Annotated in this window: 17 protein-coding genes, 1 tRNA gene and 1 pseudogene; 16 read left to right on the top strand and 3 right to left on the bottom strand. The window is 38.6% G+C overall.

Annotated elements, in window-relative coordinates; all coding sequences use genetic code 11:
* Position 1: 1 nt before the first annotated feature.
* Positions 2-1,738, bottom strand: coding sequence for a transcription termination factor Rho (gene rho / locus AB3G38_RS11200; RefSeq protein ID WP_367868552.1), 1,737 nt, complete (start codon positions 1,736-1,738; stop codon positions 2-4).
* A 286-nt stretch (positions 1,739-2,024) separates the two neighbouring features.
* Here rho and pyrF point away from each other — a divergent pair, with 286 nt between their 5' ends.
* The 11 genes from pyrF (at position 2,025) to AB3G38_RS11145 (ending at position 11,864) form a co-directional block, all read left to right on the top strand.
* Positions 2,025-2,855, top strand: a complete 831-nt coding sequence (gene pyrF, locus AB3G38_RS11195; RefSeq protein WP_367868551.1) for an orotidine-5'-phosphate decarboxylase — start codon at positions 2,025-2,027, stop codon at positions 2,853-2,855.
* Between the two features lie 127 nt (positions 2,856-2,982).
* Positions 2,983-3,204, top strand: a complete 222-nt coding sequence (locus AB3G38_RS11190) for a PspC domain-containing protein (RefSeq protein ID WP_367868550.1) — start codon at positions 2,983-2,985, stop codon at positions 3,202-3,204.
* Between the two features lie 86 nt (positions 3,205-3,290).
* On the top strand, positions 3,291-5,915 hold the full coding sequence (locus AB3G38_RS11185; RefSeq protein ID WP_367868549.1) for a DNA translocase FtsK 4TM domain-containing protein: 2,625 nt from the start codon (positions 3,291-3,293) through the stop codon (positions 5,913-5,915).
* Between the two features lie 12 nt (positions 5,916-5,927).
* Positions 5,928-6,578 carry an outer membrane lipoprotein carrier protein LolA gene (locus tag AB3G38_RS11180; RefSeq protein ID WP_367868548.1) on the top strand — a complete coding sequence of 217 codons (651 nt, stop codon included), beginning with the start codon at positions 5,928-5,930 and terminating at the stop codon, positions 6,576-6,578.
* A 114-nt stretch (positions 6,579-6,692) separates the two neighbouring features.
* A complete protein-coding gene (locus tag AB3G38_RS11175; protein ID WP_367868547.1) occupies positions 6,693-7,454 on the top strand; it encodes an MBL fold metallo-hydrolase in 762 nt (253 codons plus the stop codon).
* A gap of 57 nt (positions 7,455-7,511) precedes the next feature.
* Positions 7,512-7,595: transfer RNA gene (locus AB3G38_RS11170), tRNA-Leu, on the top strand.
* Positions 7,596-7,686: 91 nt separating this feature from the next.
* Positions 7,687-8,535 (top strand): sugar phosphate isomerase/epimerase family protein, encoded by an 849-nt coding sequence (locus AB3G38_RS11165; RefSeq protein ID WP_367868546.1) that lies wholly within the window; start codon positions 7,687-7,689, stop codon positions 8,533-8,535.
* Between the two features lie 55 nt (positions 8,536-8,590).
* Positions 8,591-9,304: an SMI1/KNR4 family protein gene (locus AB3G38_RS11160; RefSeq protein ID WP_367868545.1), complete on the top strand. Its 714-nt coding sequence runs from the start codon at positions 8,591-8,593 to the stop codon at positions 9,302-9,304.
* A 192-nt stretch (positions 9,305-9,496) separates the two neighbouring features.
* Entirely contained in the window at positions 9,497-10,582 is a 1,086-nt protein-coding gene (locus AB3G38_RS11155) for a zinc-dependent alcohol dehydrogenase (protein WP_367868544.1), read from the top strand.
* A 16-nt stretch (positions 10,583-10,598) separates the two neighbouring features.
* Positions 10,599-11,081, top strand: coding sequence for a hypothetical protein (locus AB3G38_RS11150; RefSeq protein ID WP_367868543.1), 483 nt, complete (start codon positions 10,599-10,601; stop codon positions 11,079-11,081).
* Between the two features lie 27 nt (positions 11,082-11,108).
* Complete coding sequence (locus AB3G38_RS11145; RefSeq protein ID WP_367868542.1) at positions 11,109-11,864, top strand: OBAP family protein; 756 nt, start codon at positions 11,109-11,111, stop codon at positions 11,862-11,864.
* Positions 11,865-11,868: 4 nt separating this feature from the next.
* On the opposite strand, the gene AB3G38_RS11140 is transcribed toward AB3G38_RS11145, so the two are convergent.
* Both AB3G38_RS11140 and AB3G38_RS11135 read right to left on the bottom strand, forming a co-directional pair.
* Entirely contained in the window at positions 11,869-12,093 is a 225-nt protein-coding gene (locus AB3G38_RS11140) for a hypothetical protein (RefSeq protein ID WP_367868541.1), read from the bottom strand.
* Between the two features lie 109 nt (positions 12,094-12,202).
* The gene (locus AB3G38_RS11135; RefSeq protein ID WP_367868540.1) at positions 12,203-12,469 is read right to left on the bottom strand and encodes a hypothetical protein; all 267 of its coding nucleotides are present in this window, start codon (positions 12,467-12,469) and stop codon (positions 12,203-12,205) included.
* Between the two features lie 202 nt (positions 12,470-12,671).
* Here AB3G38_RS11135 and AB3G38_RS11130 point away from each other — a divergent pair, with 202 nt between their 5' ends.
* The 5 genes and pseudogenes from AB3G38_RS11130 to AB3G38_RS11110 all read left to right on the top strand — a co-directional run bounded on the left by AB3G38_RS11130 (position 12,672) and on the right by AB3G38_RS11110 (position 20,182).
* Positions 12,672-13,067: an SPW repeat protein gene (locus AB3G38_RS11130; RefSeq protein ID WP_367868539.1), complete on the top strand. Its 396-nt coding sequence runs from the start codon at positions 12,672-12,674 to the stop codon at positions 13,065-13,067.
* Positions 13,064-15,697, top strand: a pseudogene (gene cphA, locus AB3G38_RS11125) (cyanophycin synthetase). The gene AB3G38_RS11130 and the pseudogene cphA overlap by 4 nt, the downstream one beginning before the upstream one ends.
* Entirely contained in the window at positions 15,687-16,535 is an 849-nt protein-coding gene (locus AB3G38_RS11120; RefSeq protein WP_367868538.1) for a cyanophycinase, read from the top strand. Before cphA ends, AB3G38_RS11120 begins: the two are co-directional and overlap by 11 nt.
* A 242-nt stretch (positions 16,536-16,777) precedes the next feature.
* Positions 16,778-16,978, top strand: a complete 201-nt coding sequence (locus AB3G38_RS11115) for a hypothetical protein (protein ID WP_367868537.1) — start codon at positions 16,778-16,780, stop codon at positions 16,976-16,978.
* A 204-nt stretch (positions 16,979-17,182) separates the two neighbouring features.
* Positions 17,183-20,182 (top strand): SusC/RagA family TonB-linked outer membrane protein, encoded by a 3,000-nt coding sequence (locus AB3G38_RS11110; protein WP_367868536.1) that lies wholly within the window; start codon positions 17,183-17,185, stop codon positions 20,180-20,182.
* The last annotated feature ends 11 nt before the right edge of the window (positions 20,183-20,193 follow it).

Below are 20,193 nucleotides of genomic sequence, written 5' to 3'. Positions count from 1 at the left end.
ACTAGCTGTTCATAGAAATTAAGAACTCTTCATTAGTTTTTGTGTTCTTGATTTGTGCCTGAACAAACTCCATAGCCTCCTGTGCATTCATATCTGCAAGGTGGTTACGTAAGATCCATACGCGCTGTAAAGTATCTCTGTCATGTAATAAGTCATCTCTGCGCGTACTCGATGCTGTGATATCAATAGCAGGGAAGATACGTTTGTTAGACAATTTACGGTCTAATTGTAATTCCATGTTACCTGTTCCTTTGAATTCTTCGAAAATTACTTCGTCCATTTTAGAACCTGTATCTGTTAATGCAGTTGCTAAAATAGTTAAAGAGCCTCCTCTTTCAATGTTACGGGCAGCACCAAAGAAACGTTTTGGTTTATGTAAAGCGTTTGCATCCACACCACCAGATAAGATTTTACCAGATGCAGGAGCAGTTGTATTGTAAGCACGGGCAAGGCGTGTAATTGAATCCAGCAGGATCACTACATCATGTCCGCATTCTACTAAACGTTTTGCTTTTTCCAATACGATATTGGCAATCTTAACGTGACGTTCAGCTGGTTCATCAAATGTAGAAGCAATAACTTCTGCACGTACGCTTCTTGCCATGTCTGTTACCTCCTCAGGACGTTCATCGATCAGTAAAATAATCAGATAAACTTCAGGGTGGTTTTTAGCAATCGCATTGGCAACTTCTTTCAACAGGTTTGTTTTACCAGTTTTAGGTTGTGCAACGATCAAACCACGCTGACCTTTACCTATCGGGGTAAATAAGTCAATGATACGGGTAGAGTAGTTATTGGTTTCTGTGAAAAGATTTAATCTTTCTGTCGGGAATAATGGAGTCAGGTAGTCAAAAGGAACTCTGTCTCTTACATCAGCTGGTAAACGGCCGTTGATAGTTTCTACTCTAACCAGTGGGAAATATTTTTCGCCTTCTTTTGGAGGACGGATACTTCCTTTAACTGTATCTCCGGTTTTTAAACCGAAAAGTTTGATTTGAGATTGTGAAACGTAAATATCATCCGGTGAAGAAAGGTAGTTGTAATCTGCCGATCTTAAGAAACCATATCCATCAGGCATAATTTCCAATACACCTTCGTTGGTGATCGTATTGTCGAAATCCAGGTTTGAATAACTGTTTTCGTTTTGCTTCTGATTGCTATTGTTACCGTTGTTGTTATTATTATTTTTTGGTCTGTTGTCTTCTCTTACAGGTTTTGCCTTTTTAATTTCGGTATGTGCTGTAACAGCTGGCTGAACAGCTTGTCTTTCTTCAGTTCTTGGTGCCGGAGCAGTAACCGGAGCCGGAGTTTCTGATTGAACATTTCCATCAGTCACTGCTGCTACTGGCGCAGCTTCAGGCTGAGCTTGTTCTTCTTGCTGCGGTGTATCGAATAAAGATGCTCTGTTGAAATTATTACCGTTATTAGTCGCTGGCGCCTGTTCTGCCTCGTCTTTAGGAATACGTGTCCTTTTTCTGAGCGGTTTCTCTGCTGTATTAATTTTCGGAGCTTTTGGTTTAGCTGTTTTTGCCGGATTTTCTTTGGCAGTATCTTTACTGATTGCTGTTTCAGGAACATCAATAGCAGGTACAGCTTCAGGTTGTTGTTCATTGATTTGATGAATAACTTCAACCAATTCAGCTTTACGCAAATCATCAGCATTCAAGATCCCCTGAGATTTTGCTAACTCCCGCAATTCTGCAGTAAGTTTTTCATTTAATTCTGTTTTGTTAAACATTATGTGGGTGTAGAGAAATTTTTATAAACGAAATTATTTATCAGTAGATCAAGCAAAAAAAATGCAATTATGAATTTGAAAATAGAACAAATTTTTGTGAGATTTTCTGGAATGATCAGATAAACTTTTGAGAATTATGTTGCAATTGTATGTAATTGTATTCTAATCTCCAAGTAAAAACGAAAATTGTTATAAAGATTTTACTTAATTATGTGCAAAACTCATCTTAAATAGGCTCTGAATTGCTGTAGAAAATTTGGCATATTTGCGCATAATCTAAGTCCAAATGAACAAGAAGCAACTATTTGAACAAATTCAAGCTAAAAAATCGTTTTTATGTGTTGGACTCGATCCGGTATTGGAAAATCTTCCAAAACACCTGTTGAGTTTTGAAGATCCGATATTTGAATTCAATAAACAAATTATTGAGGCGACTAAAGATCTGTGTGTTGCCTATAAACCGAACACAGCATTCTATGAATCAAGAGGTTTGAAAGGCTGGGAGAGTTTACTAAAAACATGGGCTCATATTCCTGAGGATATTTTTACTATTGCAGATGCGAAAAGAGGGGATATTGGAAATACTTCTGCAATGTATGCGGATGCTTTTTTCAATGCAGAGAAATCGGGAATGAGTTTCGATGCAATTACGGTTGCGCCTTATATGGGTAAAGACTCTGTGGGACCTTTTTTAAAGTATGAAGATAAATGGGTGATTTTACTGGCACTAACTTCAAACGAGAGCCATAGTAATTTCCAGTTGTTTGAAAACGGAGATGGAAAGCTTTATGAAGAAGTGATCCGGGTATCTTCTGAATGGGGAAGCAGTGATCAGCTCATGTATGTTGTTGGCGCTACAAGAGGAGCTGAGTTTGCAAATATCAGAAGGCTTGCACCAGAAAATTTTTTACTGGTTCCTGGTGTTGGTGCACAAGGCGGAAGCCTGGCAGATGTCTGCGAATTCGGCTTAAATGATACCTGCGGTTTACTGGTTAATTCATCAAGAGGGATTATTTATGCAGGTAAAGGGGAAGACTTTGCAGAGAAAGCAAGAGCGGAAGCTTTAAAATTGCAGCAGGAAATGCAGGTTATCCTTGAAAAATCAGGATTATTGTAAGTTTCCGGGCAATAAAAAAGAAATCCTGATCTGAGAAAAAATGTTTAAATTGCTATTGGCATTGGTGTAAATAAAGATTCCTGTTTGGGGTATGATTATTGCACTTGCCTGTTATTAAATTAAAAGCATGTTTCAGAGCATCGTTACCTATTTCGAGAAGCAAAGTTTTGGGGTCTGCACTTATATTGCGGATCGTTTTGGTATGTCGATCAGTAAAATCAGATTATTCTTTATCTATTCTTCTTTTCTGGCAGTAGGTTTTCCTATTGTTTTTTATATCATGGCTGCGCTTATTTTAGACGTCCGCCATTATATCAAAAGGATCAGACAGCGGATTTGGGATTTATAAATTTATTCTGCTGTTATAAATCAGCATAACAGAGGTCATACAACTATATATTTTATATTTGTTGTTTATTAATACAGTTACGAAAAATGTCGTTAAGGGGAAACCAATTTAAATCTAATTCATTCAAAAACGAATACGGGGAGAAGCCAGGTTCAAAAGCATCGTCCAAAGAACCAAGAGCAAGATTTGAACGGATACCTTCACTGAATTTTCAGGATGAAAGGATTTTGAAAATTGCAGGCTTGTTTTTTCTGATTCTATCTATTTATTTCCTTGTGGCCTTCACTTCCTACCTGTTTACCTGGCAGGAAGATTACAGTTATGTAATTGATGCAAATGGTGGCTGGAGCAATCTTTTTAAAACGGTAGAAGAACTACAACAGCATAATATTCCTTTTGTGGTACAAAACTGGCTGGGTAAGTTTGGTGCCTTATTATCTCATCAGTTTATCTATGAGTGGTTTGGTATTGCTTCCTTTTTATTTGTTTTCGTATTTTTTGTGATCGGTTACCGGTTATTGTTTAAGGTCAAAATATTTGCACTGGAAAAAACGCTGGGTTACAGCTTGTTTTTCCTGCTGTTCCTATCGTTTACTTTTGGTTTCTTACATTCATTTATTGCTGATTCTCCGCATTATCTGGAAGGGGAAATTGGTTACTGGACTAACCGTTTACTGGTTGCCCAGGTTGGCGTAACCGGAGTTGGCGGGCTGATTGCATTTTTAGGGCTGACGATTTTAATCATTGCCTATAACATCGACTTCAAATTCCCGGAAAGGGTACGTGCCGAAGAAGAGGAAGAGCTCATCCCTGAAGCTTCCGGTAATGCTTTCTCAGGCTTTAAAGAGCCTGCAGAAAGAGTTGTTCCTATAGAACGTCTATCGCCTTTAGCAGCGAAAGAAAATATAGAACGCCCTGAGCAGATAGAGTTTACCTTAAATGACAGGCTGGCTTCTGAGCGCAAAAAGGAGCAGCAGAATATTACATTAACACCAGGTCGTTTCCAGGAGCAGGAAGCTGAACCGGAAGTTATCGTGCCAAGAGCACCTGTAGTGAATATGATGAACGCACCGATCATTCTTTCTCCGGCAGTAGAACCTATTAAGGAATTGATCTTTGAAGAAGTTAAACCAGAACCTGAGCTAACGATTCAGAAAACTGAAGAGGAAAAGAAATCGGATGAGCTGGTAGAACAGTTTGGTAATTACGATCCTACACTGGATCTGGCAAGTTATCAGCTTCCTCACCTGGATCTGTTGGAAAACTATGGATCGAATAAGATTTCTGTCAATGCGGATGAGTTAGAGGCCAACAAAAATAAGATAGTTGAGACGCTTAACCATTATAATATTGAAATCGATAAGATCAAAGCGACTATTGGCCCAACGGTAACGCTTTATGAGATTATTCCTGCTCCGGGAGTAAGGATTTCAAAAATCAAGAACCTGGAGGATGATATCGCCTTGAGTTTAGCGGCATTGGGTATTCGTATTATTGCGCCAATGCCAGGTAAGGGTACAATAGGTATTGAAGTTCCGAATATGCATCCTGAAATGGTCTCTATGAAAAGTATTCTGAATACGGAGAAGTTCCAGAAAACGGATATGGATCTGCCTATTGCTTTAGGGAAGACAATTTCTAATGAGGTTTATATCGCCGATCTGTCTAAAATGCCCCATTTACTGGTTGCAGGAGCAACCGGACAGGGTAAATCTGTTGGTATTAATGCAATCCTGGTTTCTCTGTTGTATAAGAAACATCCTTCACAGCTTAAATTTGTATTGGTCGATCCAAAGAAAGTGGAGCTGACATTGTTCAATAAGATCGAGAGGCATTTCCTGGCGAAACTTCCGGGAGAGGCGGATGCGATTATTACGGATACTAAAAAGGTAATCCATACTTTAAATTCATTGTGTATTGAGATGGATCAGCGTTATGATTTGTTAAAAGATGCACAGGTGAGAAACTTGAAGGAGTACAATGAGAAGTTTATCAAACGGAAGCTGAATCCAAATAATTCACACCGTTTCTTACCCTATATTGTACTGATTGTAGATGAGTTTGCTGATTTAATGATGACCGCCGGTAAAGAGGTGGAAACGCCGATTGCCCGTCTGGCTCAGTTGGCGCGTGCGGTAGGTATTCACCTTGTACTGGCTACACAGCGTCCTTCGGTAAATATTATTACAGGTACAATTAAAGCGAATTTCCCGGCAAGGCTTGCTTTCAGGGTATTGTCTAAAATTGACTCAAGAACTATCCTGGATAGTGGTGGTGCGGATCAGCTGATTGGTCGCGGGGATATGTTATTATCCACCGGAAATGATCTGATCAGGCTACAGTGTGCGTTTGTAGATACACCTGAAGTTGATCGTATTTCTGAGTTTATTGGTAACCAGCGTGGGTATCCAGAGGCTTATCAGTTGCCTGAATATCTGGATGAGGCGGCAGAATCTGCTAAGTCTGATTTTGATCCGAATGATCGTGATTCAATGTTCGAGGATGCGGCCCGGCTGATTGTTATGCATCAACAGGGGTCTACTTCTCTGATACAGAGGAAGATGAAACTGGGTTATAACAGAGCAGGCCGGATTATCGATCAGCTGGAGGCTTTTGGTATTGTTGGCCCTTTTGAAGGAAGTAAGGCAAGAGAGGTATTAGTGCTTGATGAGCATGAATTGGAACAGTTATTGAGCGGCCTGAAGAAATAACCAGAAGAGCAGATGAAGAAGATATTAAGTGCGTTACTGATTGTATCAGGAATAAGTTTCGGTAGTTATGCTCAGCAGGATGTTAAAGCAAAGGCTATTTTGGGGGAGGTAAGCAAGAAATATAAATCTTATGATATTGTAAAGGCAGATTTTAGTTTTACACTCGAAAGTCCTCAAAATAAGGCGAAAGAAACTCAGCAGGGGACGCTGATTGCAAAAGCTGCTGCTAATAAATATAAAGTGATCATGACTGATCAGGATATGATCAGTGATGGTAAAAGCCAGTGGACTTATCTGAAAAAAGATAAAGAAGTACAGGTTTCTGTTGCAGATAATGGCAGTGATGCATTAAACCCTGCAAAGGTGTTTACTTTGTATGAAAAGGGGTTTAAATATCTTTATACTGGCGACCAGAAAGTAGGGCCAAAGGTTTATCAGATGATAGATTTATCTCCTGTAGATTCAAAGACTTCTTATTTTAAGATCCGGTTAAGTATTGATAAGGTGGCTAAGCAATTGTCAAATGTTTTAATTCTGGACAAAAACGGTAATAAATATACGTATACCATAAAATCATTTATGGGCAATGCGAAGGTTCCGGAATCGACATTTACATTTGATGCGAGGAAATATCCTGGTGTTGAAGTAGTTGATTTGCGGTAATCAGATTAAAGATAAATGGGGTTCAGACAAGGCGTCTGAACCCTTTTTTTGTTATTTTTGAACTACATTAGACTCTGTTTTAATTTTAAACAGGATCTTATAAACCAGCTGCTTTTGAAAATTACATTTTTAGGTACTGGCACTTCCCAGGGAATTCCTGTGATTTGCTGCAATTGTGAAGTTTGCCACTCTGATGACCCAAGGGACAATCGGCTGAGGGTATCTGTATTGGTAGAAACGGGTGACAAGACGATTGTAATAGATAGCGGGCCTGATTTCAGGTATCAGATGCTGCGTGCTGGTGTTAAGGATCTGGATGCAATTGTGTATACCCATGAGCATAAAGATCATGTAGCGGGTTTGGATGATATCCGCCCTTTCAATTATTTGTTGCAGAAGAACATTGATATTTATGCGACAGAAAGAGTTCAGGATGCTTTGAAAAGAGAGTTCTCCTATATTTTTGCGGAAAAGGTTTATCCGGGGATTCCGCAGATCAATATACATACGATTGCTACGGAGAATTTTTATATCGGAAAAACGGAATTGATTCCTCTGCAGATCATGCATTATAAGTTACCGATCCTGGGTTTCAGAATTAATGATTTTACCTATATCACCGATGCGAAAACTATTTCACAGGAAACGATTGCTAAAATAAAAGGAACAAAGGTTTTAGTCGTGAATGCTTTGCAGGTTGAAGATCATATATCGCATTTTACTTTAGGAGAAGCGATTACCTTTGCACAGGAAATTGGTGCGGAGATGACTTATTTAACGCATATTGGCCATAATATGGGGAAACATGCGGATGTGGAAAAGGAATTGCCGGATAATATCAGGCTGGGGTATGATGGACTGGTTATAAATTTATAATTTTTAAAATAGTTGCTCGATTATAGCGAATAAATATATATTTGCACCTCACAAGATATCCGGGTGGCGAAATTGGCAGACGCACCACCTTGAGGGGGTGGCGCCTGAAAAGGCGTGGCAGTTCGAATCTGCTTCCGGATACTTCAAAAAACGATGGCCAATTGATTAGTTCAATTGGTCATTTTTGTTTGCTAGCTTGCTGCTGATTAAACCTATAACAAAAGAAGCTAATATGGTAAAATTCGGTGCGTCTTTATTATCATGGATCTTGCCAGAGTGGAAGGCCGCTGAAGGAGCTTATGCAATTCAAAAAACCGCAGCGGCAGGGTTTGATATATTAGAAATCTTATTACCTCCTTCGATGAATATTGATACCGCAACTGTGCGGAAACAATTACAAGAACACCATATTCAGGCCATCTGTTCTTTTAATCTTCCTGCTGATTGCCACATCCCTTTTTACCCCGATCAGGCATATGAGGCTATTAAATCGGCACTTGATAAAGCTGCCGAACTGGAATCTGAAATTCTTGCCGGAGTGTTGCATAGTGGTATTGGTGTTTTTTCAGGTTCAGTAAAGACCGTTCAGGAAAATGAAACTCTTGTACAGGTATTAACTTCATCTGCCGATTATGCCAATCGTCTGGGCATAACGATGTGCCTGGAACCTGTTAACCGGTATGAAAGCTATATATGTACTTGTGCTGCTGATGTGCTGGATTTAATTGAACAAGTTGGTTCGCCTGCATTGGCACTTCATCTGGATACCTTTCACATGAATATTGAAGAAGATAATTTTCGTGATCCTGTGATCCAAAGTGGCACATATTTAAAACATATGCATATCACAGAAAGTAATCGGGGCATGCCAGGAGAAGGAAATGTGCGCTGGGATGATCTCTTTGAAGCCCTCGCAGAGATTAACTATGATGGAGCACTTGTATTAGAAAACTTTTCCTCTTCCATTGAGGGGATGTCAGAACGTGTCAGCCTGTGGCATCCTTCCAAACATAATGCGCAAAATCTGGCCGAAGGTAGTCTGGCTTTTATCAAACAAAAGGCTTTAGCTTATGGCTTGTAAAATAGAACGCTTCATTGTTTTAGCTAATTAATAGAAATAAATATTAGCTTGCGATATGGAACTGCATCCGGAAATTAAAAAATTTATAGAGAAGAAAATAGAACCAGACAATCTTTATCTTCCGCACAATTATCCTGAAGTCAATACTTTCGGGGAATTTCAACAGGGATATAAATATATTGAAGATACTGGTGAAACTTTAACTGGTACAAAATCATCTGATTTTAAGGAAAGCTGGTATGTAATCTGTTCTAATGAGATGAGTGATCCTTTTTACGTGGATTTATCTGAACAGGATCAGGGTTTCCCTGTCTATTTTTCATGGCACGGAGCCGGAAGCTGGATACCGGTCAAAATAGCTGATGATTTAAATGATTTTACAGCAAAATTGCTGAGCATAGAAAAAGTTGATCAGGATAAAACGAAATTACTTCAGTTGCTGAAGAAGAATTTTGATTTGACTATTGAGTTGTGGAAGGAAATGTATACATCAATTGAAGAAGAAGAGGAAGATAGTGTTGAAGAGACAGATACAGAACCTTCAGAGTGGATAAGGGGAAAAGTGTTGATTAGAGATATCGGTCAGCAGAAGATGAAAATTGTACATTATTTGAAAGAGCATTTCAAATTAACTCCACAACAGGCTTTAGCATTAAGTAAACAAAAGGATATTGAAGTCGACCAGGGCCATCTGCTCTATCTCAAGGGGCTTATTAACCATCTGAAGGAACTCGGTGCGACAGCTGAATTTGTAGCCGATCAGTTATAACATTCTTACTGAATAATAAGTATAAATCTTTTTTATGCGATAAGTACTCCTTTTCAAAAAAACTGAAACTTCATTATATAGGCATTGTTGACAAATTGTTTAAAGGAATTTTGAATTCAAACAATTAAGATTCATATTATGCTAGCAATGAATTATCGAGGACCCTACAGGGTCCGTGCCGGGCAAAAACCTATGCCTGAAATATTACATCCAGAGGATGCAATTGTGAGAGTTACCCGTAGCTGTATCTGCGGATCAGATCTTCATCTTTATCATGGTATGGTGCCTGATACACGTGTCGGAACAACATTTGGACATGAATTTACTGGTGTTGTAGAAGAAGTCGGACCGCTTGTACAGCGGTTGAAAGTAGGTGATCAGGTTCTGGTTCCTTTTAATATTGCCTGTGGAAGATGTAATTTTTGTAAACAGGGACTTTATGGTAATTGTCATGAATCTAATCCAATGGCAACAGCTGTTGGAGGTATTTTTGGATATAGTCATACGGCTGGTGGTTTTGATGGAGGACAGGCAGAATATGTACGGGTTCCCTATGCAGATGTTGGTCCGACAGTCATTCCACCCGGTATGGATCTGGATGATGCTGTAATGCTGACCGATGTAGTACCAACAGGTTATCAGGCAGCAGAAATGGGAGGAATTAAACCAGGCGATACTGTCGTAGTTTTTGGTGCGGGGCCGGTTGGTATCATGGCAGCGCGTTGTGCCTGGTTTTTTGGCCCTTCGAGGGTGATTGTTATTGATCATATTGATTATCGTTTAGAATTTGCTCAAAACTATGCCCATTGCGAAGTATATAACTTCAAGTCCATGGAAGATCCTGTTGTGTTTTTAAAAAAGACAACCGACTGGTATGGCGCCGACGTTTGTATAGATTGTGTAGGATGCGAGGCAGAAGGCAATACGCTGCAAACATTCACTGGCCGGATTATGATGATGCAGGCAGGTGCAGGTACTGCACTTCAATGGGCTATCAATTCTGTTAAAAAAGGTGGAATTGTTTCTATAGTTGGTGTTTATGGTCCTCCTTTTAATCTCATCCCTATAGGAAATGTATTAAATAAAGGGATTACCATACGTGCAAATCAGGCTGCTGTAAAACGCCTTTTACCTAAACTTATTGATCATGTTCAATCCGGAAGATTAAATCCTAAAGAGCTGATTACTCATCGTGTTCCTTTAGCTGAAATAGCTGATGCTTATCAGCTGTTTTCTTCTAAACTGGATAACTGTATCAAAGTCCTGCTTGTACCCTAAATTAAATATTCAGAGAATGAAAAATAATAGAATAGATTACAAAAGTATACCTGGCTGGGGCATGGATGCAGATCCTGATAATGAGCCAACTTATCCGATGAAAAATTATACTGGTGATGATCACCACAGAATAAATTATGAAAGGTCTTTACAACAGACAGAAACAGTAGAAATCCTGCAATCTAATGAGCGGCCGGCTTTATCGGTTGTTTTTGGAACTACAATACCACCATCAGGTTTGAGCGGCAGGATAAGACGTTACGCTTTCAGGCATAGTGAAGATCGTTACCGGCATTGGCTGCCACTTTTGATTGCCGATCGTATTCAGGTTTATGAAGGGATCATTGATGATCTTGGAAAAGGTTACTTCCCGAACATTTTTGCAGAAAAAGGATGGAAGGCTGCATGGAAGTATAATACAAAAAGTTTGATCACTAAAGTTGGTATAACAGCCTCAGTAGCCGTATTTGTAATGCTTTCACTCAGACGTGAAAAATAATTTTTTCATTTTAAGTCTACTTAATTTATGAAACAGCTAATTTTAATTTTTGGATTGTTGGTTACAGCAGCATGTAACAATCAGAATTCTCCTTCTAATATAGGAGAAGCAGGAGCAGAGAAATCGGATAAAGATAAATTGCTGAATACAGGTGCAGAATTACTTCAGCATAAAGCACCAATCAATGCAATAGCTACCTATATGGATGGATTTCATTTTTATAATGGTAACCCTGATGCACAAATGGAGGCACATCATTATGTAACGCAATTAAGTGAAGACCTTTACCAGGCTGTCATTTATGATGGAAACCAAAAAGATGCAAAGCTTATGGGGGTTGAATATATTGTAACAGAGAAATTGTTTAAAGGATTACCTGAACAGGAGAAAAAATTATGGCACAGCCACAGATATGAAGTGAAATCGGGGCTGTTAACCGCACCAGGAATTCCTGACAGGATTGAACATGAACTGATGGAAAAACTGGTTTCTACTTACGGAAAAACAATTCATACCTGGCATACTGATCAGGAGAATAGTTTGCCTGTAGGTGCTCCAATGATTATGATGGGGTTTACCCAGGATGGTCAGATCCATGATCATCTGATCAAAGAAAGAGATACCAGGTTTAAAATCAATACAACAGAAATCAGAAATAAAAGGAATGATATTGCTGTAAAAGAGATTGTTTCTGGTGCTGATGCCTGGAAGAATGGGGAATTCAGGCAATTTACTATATCTTCTGAAATTGATTCTGCTTTGCATAAACACCAGAAGCAATAAAAGTTCAGTGGTCATCTGTTTCTTGTGGCCTTCTGGAGGTATTAGAATCTACAGCCCACCCTTTTTTAATATTACTGTCCTCAGGCCGCTTGTCTTCGAGGCCTTTTAAGCGATAAGGACTATCAGGATCTCCTTCAGTTTGTTCTTCTGGCTCATTTCCCAGATGCTCTTTGGAAAGATCCTGATGCTCATTTTTATGATCTGGTTGTTTTTCTGATTCGTTGTTCATCTGCTGATATTTTAGTAATCATTCTATTGCTATTAAATTTCAAGTCACGGCCAATGTTTCATTTAACAACACCAGGCAGCTAAAGGCTGGCTGGTGTTGTTTTGATAAATTAGTGGTTTTGAGGTGGCATTGTGGTGGCACCATTTCCATTTCCATTGCCGTTCCTGTTCAGGGTATCACGCTTTGACCATCCTTTTTTCTTCGTCATTTTTTTGTTTGAAGAGTTTTTTTTCGTTGTTTGTTTTTGACTTGTGGTGTCCTGTCTTTGTCTGGTAGTGTCTTGTTTTCTTCTTGTGGTGTCCTGCTGAGGTGTGCTGATTGCAAATGCTGTCCAACAGAATGTGCTGAATAACATCATCATGAATAATCTTTTCATTGGTTAAAGTTTTAAATGAATAATTTGAATTAATATACGCTGAAACATACTATACCCCTGGTCGGTTTTTGCGTTTTTTAAATCAGGTATAAATCACCTGATTTAACTTTTTAAACCCGTATTTAATTAGTCAAATCAGGTATTTATCCGTTAAACTTTTATAAAAACCGAAGGTTATTAATGCTCACTAATCCATACAATTATGAACATTATAAGCAGAAAATGGCATGCATTTCTCGATTATCTTTCAGGTATAGTACTTATCGGAGCACCCTGGATATTCGATTTTTATTTTTCGCACCGTGGCGCAGCTGCAGCCGTATTAGCTGGTGTATTAATATTAATTCTTTCCATTATAACTGATTATGAAGGTGGCCTTATCCGTATGGTCCCAATGTCCATGCATTTGAATATGGACATACTTCTGGGTATACTTCTGGCCGTTTCACCCTGGTTGTTTGGTTTTAGATATGAAGTTTATTTACCTCATCTGCTGATGGGGCTTCTTGCATTATTTGCAGGTATTTTAACCATGCGAAGGTCATTAAGTGAAAAAAAATATACCAATCAAACTGACCACAAATCTATTATTAAATGAAGATTTTAGAGTTAAAAGTGCTTAGAGGGCCAAATTACTGGTCAAATTATAGAAAAAACTTAATAGTCATGAAATTGGATATTGGTATTTATGAAAAATTACCAACAAACAAAATTAATGATTTTGCAAAAAACCTGGTGACTACTCTTCCTTCGCTTGCTGTGCATAGATGCTCAGTTGGGAAGGAAGGAGGTTTTATGTCAAAAGTAAAAGAGGGAACTCCGCTTAGCCATGTCGTATAACATGTAGCATTGGAGCTTCAGTCTCTGGCAAGTATGGATTGTGGATTCGGACGTACCAGGCTGTCAGATAAACAAGGAATATATACTGTTGTATTTTCCTATCTTATTGAAAATGCCGGTTTATATGCTGCAAAAGCTGCAGTAAGACTGGTTGAAGCTATTGTTGCCGGAAAGGATTATCCGCTGGATTTAGCTATTGAACATCTGAAATCTATATTTTACCGTGAAGCTCCCGGACCAAGTACTCAAAGTTTGATCACAACAGCAGAAACACGTAATATTCCGGTATACAGGCTGGATAAACAAAGTCTGGTCATGTTGGGACAGGGCAAAAATCAAAAAATTATCAGTGCAACGATAGCCTCTACGACAAGTAGTATTGCTGTTGATATAGCTGGTAATAAAAGTCTGACTAAAAAAATTTTAGCGGATAATTATATTCCCGTACCCCAGGGACTGGTTATAAAAAATCAGGAAGAACTGGATGAAGCAATTAAGAATCCCGGCTATCCATTTGTAGTCAAGCCTTTAAACGGCAACCACGGGAGAGGTATTACCACGAATGTAAACTCCAGAAAACAGGCAATAGATGCCTTCATTAATGCGAAAACAATTTCTGACCAGGTGATTATTGAAAAACATATTTATGGAAACGACTATCGGATTTTGGTGATAAATTATGAGCTGGCAGCTGTTTCTAAGAGAATTCCTGCTATTGTTACCGGAGATGGCAGTTCAACAATCCAGGAATTAATTGACCAATTAAATCAGCATCCGGATCGTGGTGAAGGGCATGAAAAAATACTTACTAAAATTAAAATTGATAAAAATACACAGTCAATACTGAAGGAACATGGCCTGACACTTAATTCTATATTAAAAAAAGATAAAGAATTAAGAATTAAAGATACAGCGAACATATCTTCCGGAGGTACTGCTTATGATGTTACCGGACTTATACATCCGCAAAATGTAATCCTTGCAGAAAGAGCAGCCCGTCTTATTGGTCTTGATATTTGTGGTATAGATATGATTGCAGAAGATATTGGTATTCCTGTTAACCGGGATAATGGAGCAATATTGGAAATCAATGCGGCACCAGGATTACGTATGCATCTTCATCCCTTTAATGGAAAGGGCAGGAACGTTGCAGCACCAATCATAGATATGCTTTTTCCAGATGCACATCAATCCAGAATACCATTGGTAGCTGTGACCGGAACAAATGGAAAAACGACCACCACGCGCTTCATTGCTCATTTTGCGAAATGTTCAGGTTATATACCAGGATTTACTTCGACTGATGGTATTTATATTGATGGTAACCTGATTACTGAAGGAGATTGTGGCGGACCAATCAGCGCTGGCGTAGTTTTAAGAGATTCTTCAGTAGATTTTGCTGTGCTGGAATGTGCACGCGGGGGAATATTAAGGTCGGGGCTGGGATTTGATTATTGTAATATAAGTGTAGTAACTAATATCGCTGCAGACCATCTGGGTTTAAGCGGGATCAATACTTTAAAGGAGCTGTCTGCTGTGAAATCTGTAGTTCCAAAAAGCACTTTTAATGATGGTTTTGCTGTACTGAATGCTGATGATGAGTTAGTTCGTGTAATGCAGAAAGATTTGTCCTGTCATATTGCTTTATTTAGCATAGATCCTGAAAATGAACATATTGTTGCGCATTGTGAAGCGGGTGGGCTCGCTGCAATAATTGAAGATGAAACATTCGTATTGTGCAGAGGGAAAATAAAAATCCCTTTGTTGCCGGTCAAAGAGGTTCCGTTAACACTTAATGGAAACCTTAAATGTATGATTAAGAATTCTTTAGCTGCAATATTGGCTGCTGTTGCATTGGATATGCCTATAGAAAAGATACGGTATGGAATGAAATCTTTTATGCTTTCACCGGAAATGACTCCAGGAAGAATGAACAGGTTTGAGTTCAGCAAATTCACACTGGTTCTGGATTATGTTCATAATCCAGACGGATATATGGAATTAAGAGATTATCTGCACCATGAACAGGCGAGCTATAAGATAGGTATTATCGCAGCGGCTGGAGACCGAAGGGACGAAGATATTATGCTGCTTGGTCAATATGCTGCTGAAATTTTTGATGAGCTTATTATCAGACATGATAAAGATGGCAGGGGCCGTAACAATTGGGAAATCAGTGAGCTGCTTATCAATGGAATCCTGAAGTCTGGTCCGGACAAAAAAATAATTATTATTTCTGATGAGGCTGAAGCTATTCGCTATGCCTGTAATTACTGTCCTGAAGGGGCATTGATATTTGTAAGTAGTGATAACATCAAAAATTCGCTTTCTCTGATAAAGGAATTAAAAATGAATGATAATAAAAATCAGATTAATTATGAAGCCTAAAGGTAAATTAATGATCATTGGTGGCGCAGAGGACAGAAGCGATGGCACTGATCATGAAGTAAAGAATGACAATTATAAAAGATTTAAGCTGCTTAAGGAACTTTTACCCGCTCATGATTCAAAAGGAAAAATTGAGATTATTACTACAGCCACAACAGATCCGGAAGAAATGGAAAAAGTTTACAAGAAAACCTTTGCAGATATCGGATATAAAAATATTGGATTCCTGCATATCAGGGATAAAAAACAAGCCAGAGAAGAGGAGAATTGTAAAAGAGTAGAAGCGGCAAAAACTGTTTTTTTTACAGGTGGTGATCAGCTCAGATTCTCCACTATAATCGGAGGAACACCTATTGCTGAGCTTATCAGGAAAAAATATAGGAATGAAAGCGATTTTATAGCTGCTGGTACCAGTGCTGGCGCTATGGTGATGTCAGAAATTATGATTTGCGGGGGAGGTTCCGGAGAAGCACTTCTTGGATCGGACCTTCACACTGCTTCAGGGCTTGGCCTGATTTCGAATTGTATTATAGATACGCATTTTATTAAAAGAGGACGTTTTAGCAGGCTTGCTCATGCTATTATTATTAATCCGGGAAATCTGGGTATAGGGCTGGGTGAAGATACAGCTCTGGTTATCCACAATGGTAATGACGCAGAGTGCAGGGGATCTGGTATGGTTGTGTTAATAGATGGTGCATACATAGAACAGACAAATATTAGTGAAGCCGATGAAGCTTGTCCGGTTTATGTAGAGAACCTGAAGGTTCATTTACTTACCGAAAGCTGCAGGATTAATCTTGATACGCGTAAAATGTCTGCACCATTAACGGTATAAAATCAAGCCGTAATCTGACCGGTTGAGATTGGCAATGTCTTTATTCTTTTCTGTTGCATTAAATATGCCTTTTTACTTTAAAACAGGTTTGCTGTGATCTTTCTATTATAGTTATTACAGCTATATTTTGGTACTTCACGTAAATATATGACTGGTTGCCGTAATAATATAAAGTTGTAAATATTATTGACTTAATTTCCAGAACTGAAGCTTAAAAGACTATTTAACCTTAAACAGATACCATGGGCGCAAACAATGATTTATTTCTTGATATAGTGGAGTTCAATGCGAAGTCAGGATTTGTCTCAGACGAACTTGAATTATTAACGAATGAACAAACAGGTGGTTTGTCGATGGAATATATAACAAATCTGTTAAAGTGCAGGATTCTTGAACAGCAGTTAAATGAGCTAAAAGGTTTATTGAGTAAACACAACTCTTAGGACTGTAAAAGCTTATTTACCTCATACTTTCTGCATTCTCTTAAATATTTATCATGTTTTATTAATACTTAAAAGTTATTCAAATGTTATTATAATGATAACATGCTATGATTGTTCTTAACAATTTGATAACTTCAATGTATATCCGTATTAAACTGAGAGCCACATCTTTGACGGAATTTTAAAGCTTAGATAAAACCATTTATGAGAAAAAACTACAAATTAATTTTCGTGGTTACCCATTCTTTTCAGCAGAAGGCATTTTTGCTGCTATTCATGCTGGCCATCTCTGTCTGTACTTATGCACAACAACAGACCAGAATTATTAAAGGAAAAGTAACTGATGAAAGCAATGGCGGTTTACCTGGCGTTACTGTCAGGGTTAAAGGAACTAAATCAGCTACCTCTACTAACCAGGATGGTAATTTTACGATACAGGTCAGTGGTCCACAAGACATCCTTGTATTTAACATGCTTGGAACCCTCACCAAAGAAGTAACAGCTGGTAACAGTCAAAACTTAAACATTACACTCGTTACCGATAGTAAACAGTTAAAAGACGTAGTTGTAATTGGTTATGGCACTTCAAGTAAAAAGGATTTAACAGGGGCAGTGACTTCTGTAAATTCCGAAGAGTTTAATCAGGGGGTAATGACGAGCCCTGCGCAATTGCTGCAAGGTAAGGTAGCCGGATTAAATGTTACTAAAAGTGGTGACCCAAATGCAAAGCCATCTACTATATTAAGAGGGCCATCTACTTTACGTGAAGGAGCAGCACAAGAACCTTTTTACGTGATTGATGGTGTTCCCGGAGCATCAATCGACCTGTTAGCACCAGCTGATATAGAAAGTATAGACATTTTAAAAGATGCTTCTTCTACTGCTATTTACGGTTCAAGAGCTGCAAACGGAGTAATTATTGTCACGACCAAAAGATCAAAAGGAGGACAATCCAGACTTTCTTATAGTGGATATGGTGCAGTAGAAAGTGTGTCTAAGAAATATGATATGCTCAGCGGACCAGAATTGCGTCAGTATTTGAAAGATAATAAACAGGTCTTAAATCCTATTGATGATGATGGATCTGATACCAACTGGCAAAAAATGCTGGAAAGGACTGGTTATTCACAAAATCATAACTTGTCTTATGGTGGTTCGGGCGCATCTTCTGAATATGGTGCAAGTGTCAATTATTTCGACAACCAGGGAATCCTGAAAAACACATCTTTAAAAAGAACGATTGTCCGTGCTTATGTAAATCAGCGGTTTTTTAATGACAGACTTAAATTAGGTTTGACGATCACCAACAGTGCTACTACTGGTAATGACATTTATCAAACTCAGGCACTCTCCAACATGTTGTTCTATTTGCCTACGGTAAGTCCTTTCAATGCGGACCGGACTTATAAAGAAAACTATGACAGAACAGGTAGCGGTACAAGAAATCCACTGTCAATTGTAGACAATAACAGTATTAAAAATGTAAACAATAAAACCCTGATCAATGGGATGGCACAAGTGAACATCTTATCCGGTTTGAAATTTACAGCAAGTTTATCTACGCAAAAAGATCAGAATAATGCGAGCTCTTATTTAAACAGCCAGTCGGGACTTGCCAGAGGAGTAAATGGACAGGCCATCAAAGCTGATGTGCTGAATAAATCTGAAGTGATAGAAGGATACTTTAACTATGATAAAGTATTTGGTCAGCACAGTTTGAAATTACTTGCTGGTTATTCCTGGCAAGAAGACCGGACTAATGATGGTTTCGGTGTAACTACGCAGGGATTCTCCAATGATAACCTGGGTGCAAACAATATCTTTTTATCTAACCCATCTTTACTTTCACAAATTACATTTGCCAACTCGCCAATCTCCACGCTGAGATTAATCTCATTTTATGGCAGAGCGCAATACAATTACAAAGAGAAATACTTGTTTCAGGCCTCTTTAAGAAAAGATGGTTCTTCTGCTTTCGGTATCAATAGCCGCTGGGGATTATTTCCGGCAGTATCTGCGGGATGGAGAATTATTGGAGAAGATTTTATGAAAAGCGTACCTGTGATCAGTGATCTGAAATTGAGAGCCGGTTATGGTAAATCAGGAAATAGTCTTGGTTTTGATGCGTTCTCTGCTTTATTGGTTTATGGAACACCTGCAACGAGCAGTAAATACCTGAACAACGGGGTCATCAGCAATGCAATCGGCCCGGTAAGAAATGAGAATCCAAATCTGAAATGGGAAAGTACTGCGACTGCCAATATTGGATTGGATTTTGGTTTATTCGGGAACAGAGTTACAGGCTCAGTAGATTACTATATCAAAAAGACCTCTGACCTGATCTATTCTGAGTATGCTGTTTCTACCACGCAGTATTTTTTACCTACCATTACTGCCAATGTGGGCAAGATCAAAAATACAGGTATTGAATTATCTTTAAATGCTTTGGTTGTAAAAACAAAAGATTTTAGCTGGAATACTTCACCAAATATTGCGCACAATAAAAACGTAGTAGAGACATTATCTGATGATTTCTACAAAATCTCTTATATACAAACCGCAGTATTGGGAGGTAAAGGACAATCTGGAAATTATAGTCAGATTATACAGCCAGGAGAAGCACTGGGAACTTTCAAACTTTGGAATTATGCAGGTAAAAATGCCGCAGGTGTAAGTACCTATGTCAATGCAGCCGGACAAACGATTGCCACTCAGCCTTTAACATCTGATGCTAAAGTTGCAGGTAATGCACAGCCAAAATATATCTATGGATGGGGCAACAGTTTTACCTATAAAAAATTGGATTTCAGTTTCCTTGTACGCGGAGTATTGGGAAATAAGATCTTAAACGCTACTGCGGCCGGTCTGAATACACCTGCTGATGCTAAATTACAGAACATTCCAAGATCTACACTGGGTGAATCTTTCAATGATGGAAATGCTTACCTGATTTCTGACCGTTACCTGGAAAGTGGTTCTTATTTACGTTTGGATAATGCTACGTTAGGTTATTCCATTAAACCAAAGGTGCAGACCATTAAAGCGATCAGGCTTTATGTAACGGCAAACAACTTATTTGTAATTACTAAATACACTGGACTGGATCCGGAGATTAACATCGGAGGTTTAACACCTGGTATTGATAATAACAACTATTATCCTAAGACCCGCACCTTCAGTCTCGGTATTAACGCATCATTCTAATTTCAACGAAC

Origin of the sequence: Pedobacter sp. WC2423, assembly GCF_040822065.1 — a bacterium.
Classification (GTDB): domain Bacteria; phylum Bacteroidota; class Bacteroidia; order Sphingobacteriales; family Sphingobacteriaceae; genus Pedobacter.
This window is presented reverse-complemented; position numbering and strand designations above follow the sequence as displayed.

What these genes read in the sequence shown, in the direction of transcription:
- rho (WP_367868552.1), bottom strand. Translation starts at nt 1,738, where the DNA reads ATGTTTAACAAAACAGAATTAAATGAAAAACTTACTGCAGAATTGCGG.
- AB3G38_RS11110 (WP_367868536.1), top strand. Translation starts at nt 17,183, where the DNA reads ATGAGAAAAAACTACAAATTAATTTTCGTGGTTACCCATTCTTTTCAG.
- AB3G38_RS11140 (WP_367868541.1), bottom strand. Translation starts at nt 12,093, where the DNA reads ATGAACAACGAATCAGAAAAACAACCAGATCATAAAAATGAGCATCAG.
- AB3G38_RS11145 (WP_367868542.1), top strand. Translation starts at nt 11,109, where the DNA reads ATGAAACAGCTAATTTTAATTTTTGGATTGTTGGTTACAGCAGCATGT.
- AB3G38_RS11155 (WP_367868544.1), top strand. Translation starts at nt 9,497, where the DNA reads ATGCCTGAAATATTACATCCAGAGGATGCAATTGTGAGAGTTACCCGT.
- AB3G38_RS11135 (WP_367868540.1), bottom strand. Translation starts at nt 12,469, where the DNA reads ATGAAAAGATTATTCATGATGATGTTATTCAGCACATTCTGTTGGACA.
- AB3G38_RS11150 (WP_367868543.1), top strand. Translation starts at nt 10,599, where the DNA reads ATGAAAAATAATAGAATAGATTACAAAAGTATACCTGGCTGGGGCATG.
- AB3G38_RS11115 (WP_367868537.1), top strand. Translation starts at nt 16,778, where the DNA reads ATGGGCGCAAACAATGATTTATTTCTTGATATAGTGGAGTTCAATGCG.
- AB3G38_RS11130 (WP_367868539.1), top strand. Translation starts at nt 12,672, where the DNA reads ATGAACATTATAAGCAGAAAATGGCATGCATTTCTCGATTATCTTTCA.
- pyrF (WP_367868551.1), top strand. Translation starts at nt 2,025, where the DNA reads ATGAACAAGAAGCAACTATTTGAACAAATTCAAGCTAAAAAATCGTTT.
- AB3G38_RS11120 (WP_367868538.1), top strand. Translation starts at nt 15,687, where the DNA reads ATGAAGCCTAAAGGTAAATTAATGATCATTGGTGGCGCAGAGGACAGA.
- AB3G38_RS11185 (WP_367868549.1), top strand. Translation starts at nt 3,291, where the DNA reads ATGTCGTTAAGGGGAAACCAATTTAAATCTAATTCATTCAAAAACGAA.
- AB3G38_RS11160 (WP_367868545.1), top strand. Translation starts at nt 8,591, where the DNA reads ATGGAACTGCATCCGGAAATTAAAAAATTTATAGAGAAGAAAATAGAA.
- AB3G38_RS11190 (WP_367868550.1), top strand. Translation starts at nt 2,983, where the DNA reads ATGTTTCAGAGCATCGTTACCTATTTCGAGAAGCAAAGTTTTGGGGTC.
- AB3G38_RS11165 (WP_367868546.1), top strand. Translation starts at nt 7,687, where the DNA reads ATGGTAAAATTCGGTGCGTCTTTATTATCATGGATCTTGCCAGAGTGG.
- AB3G38_RS11180 (WP_367868548.1), top strand. Translation starts at nt 5,928, where the DNA reads ATGAAGAAGATATTAAGTGCGTTACTGATTGTATCAGGAATAAGTTTC.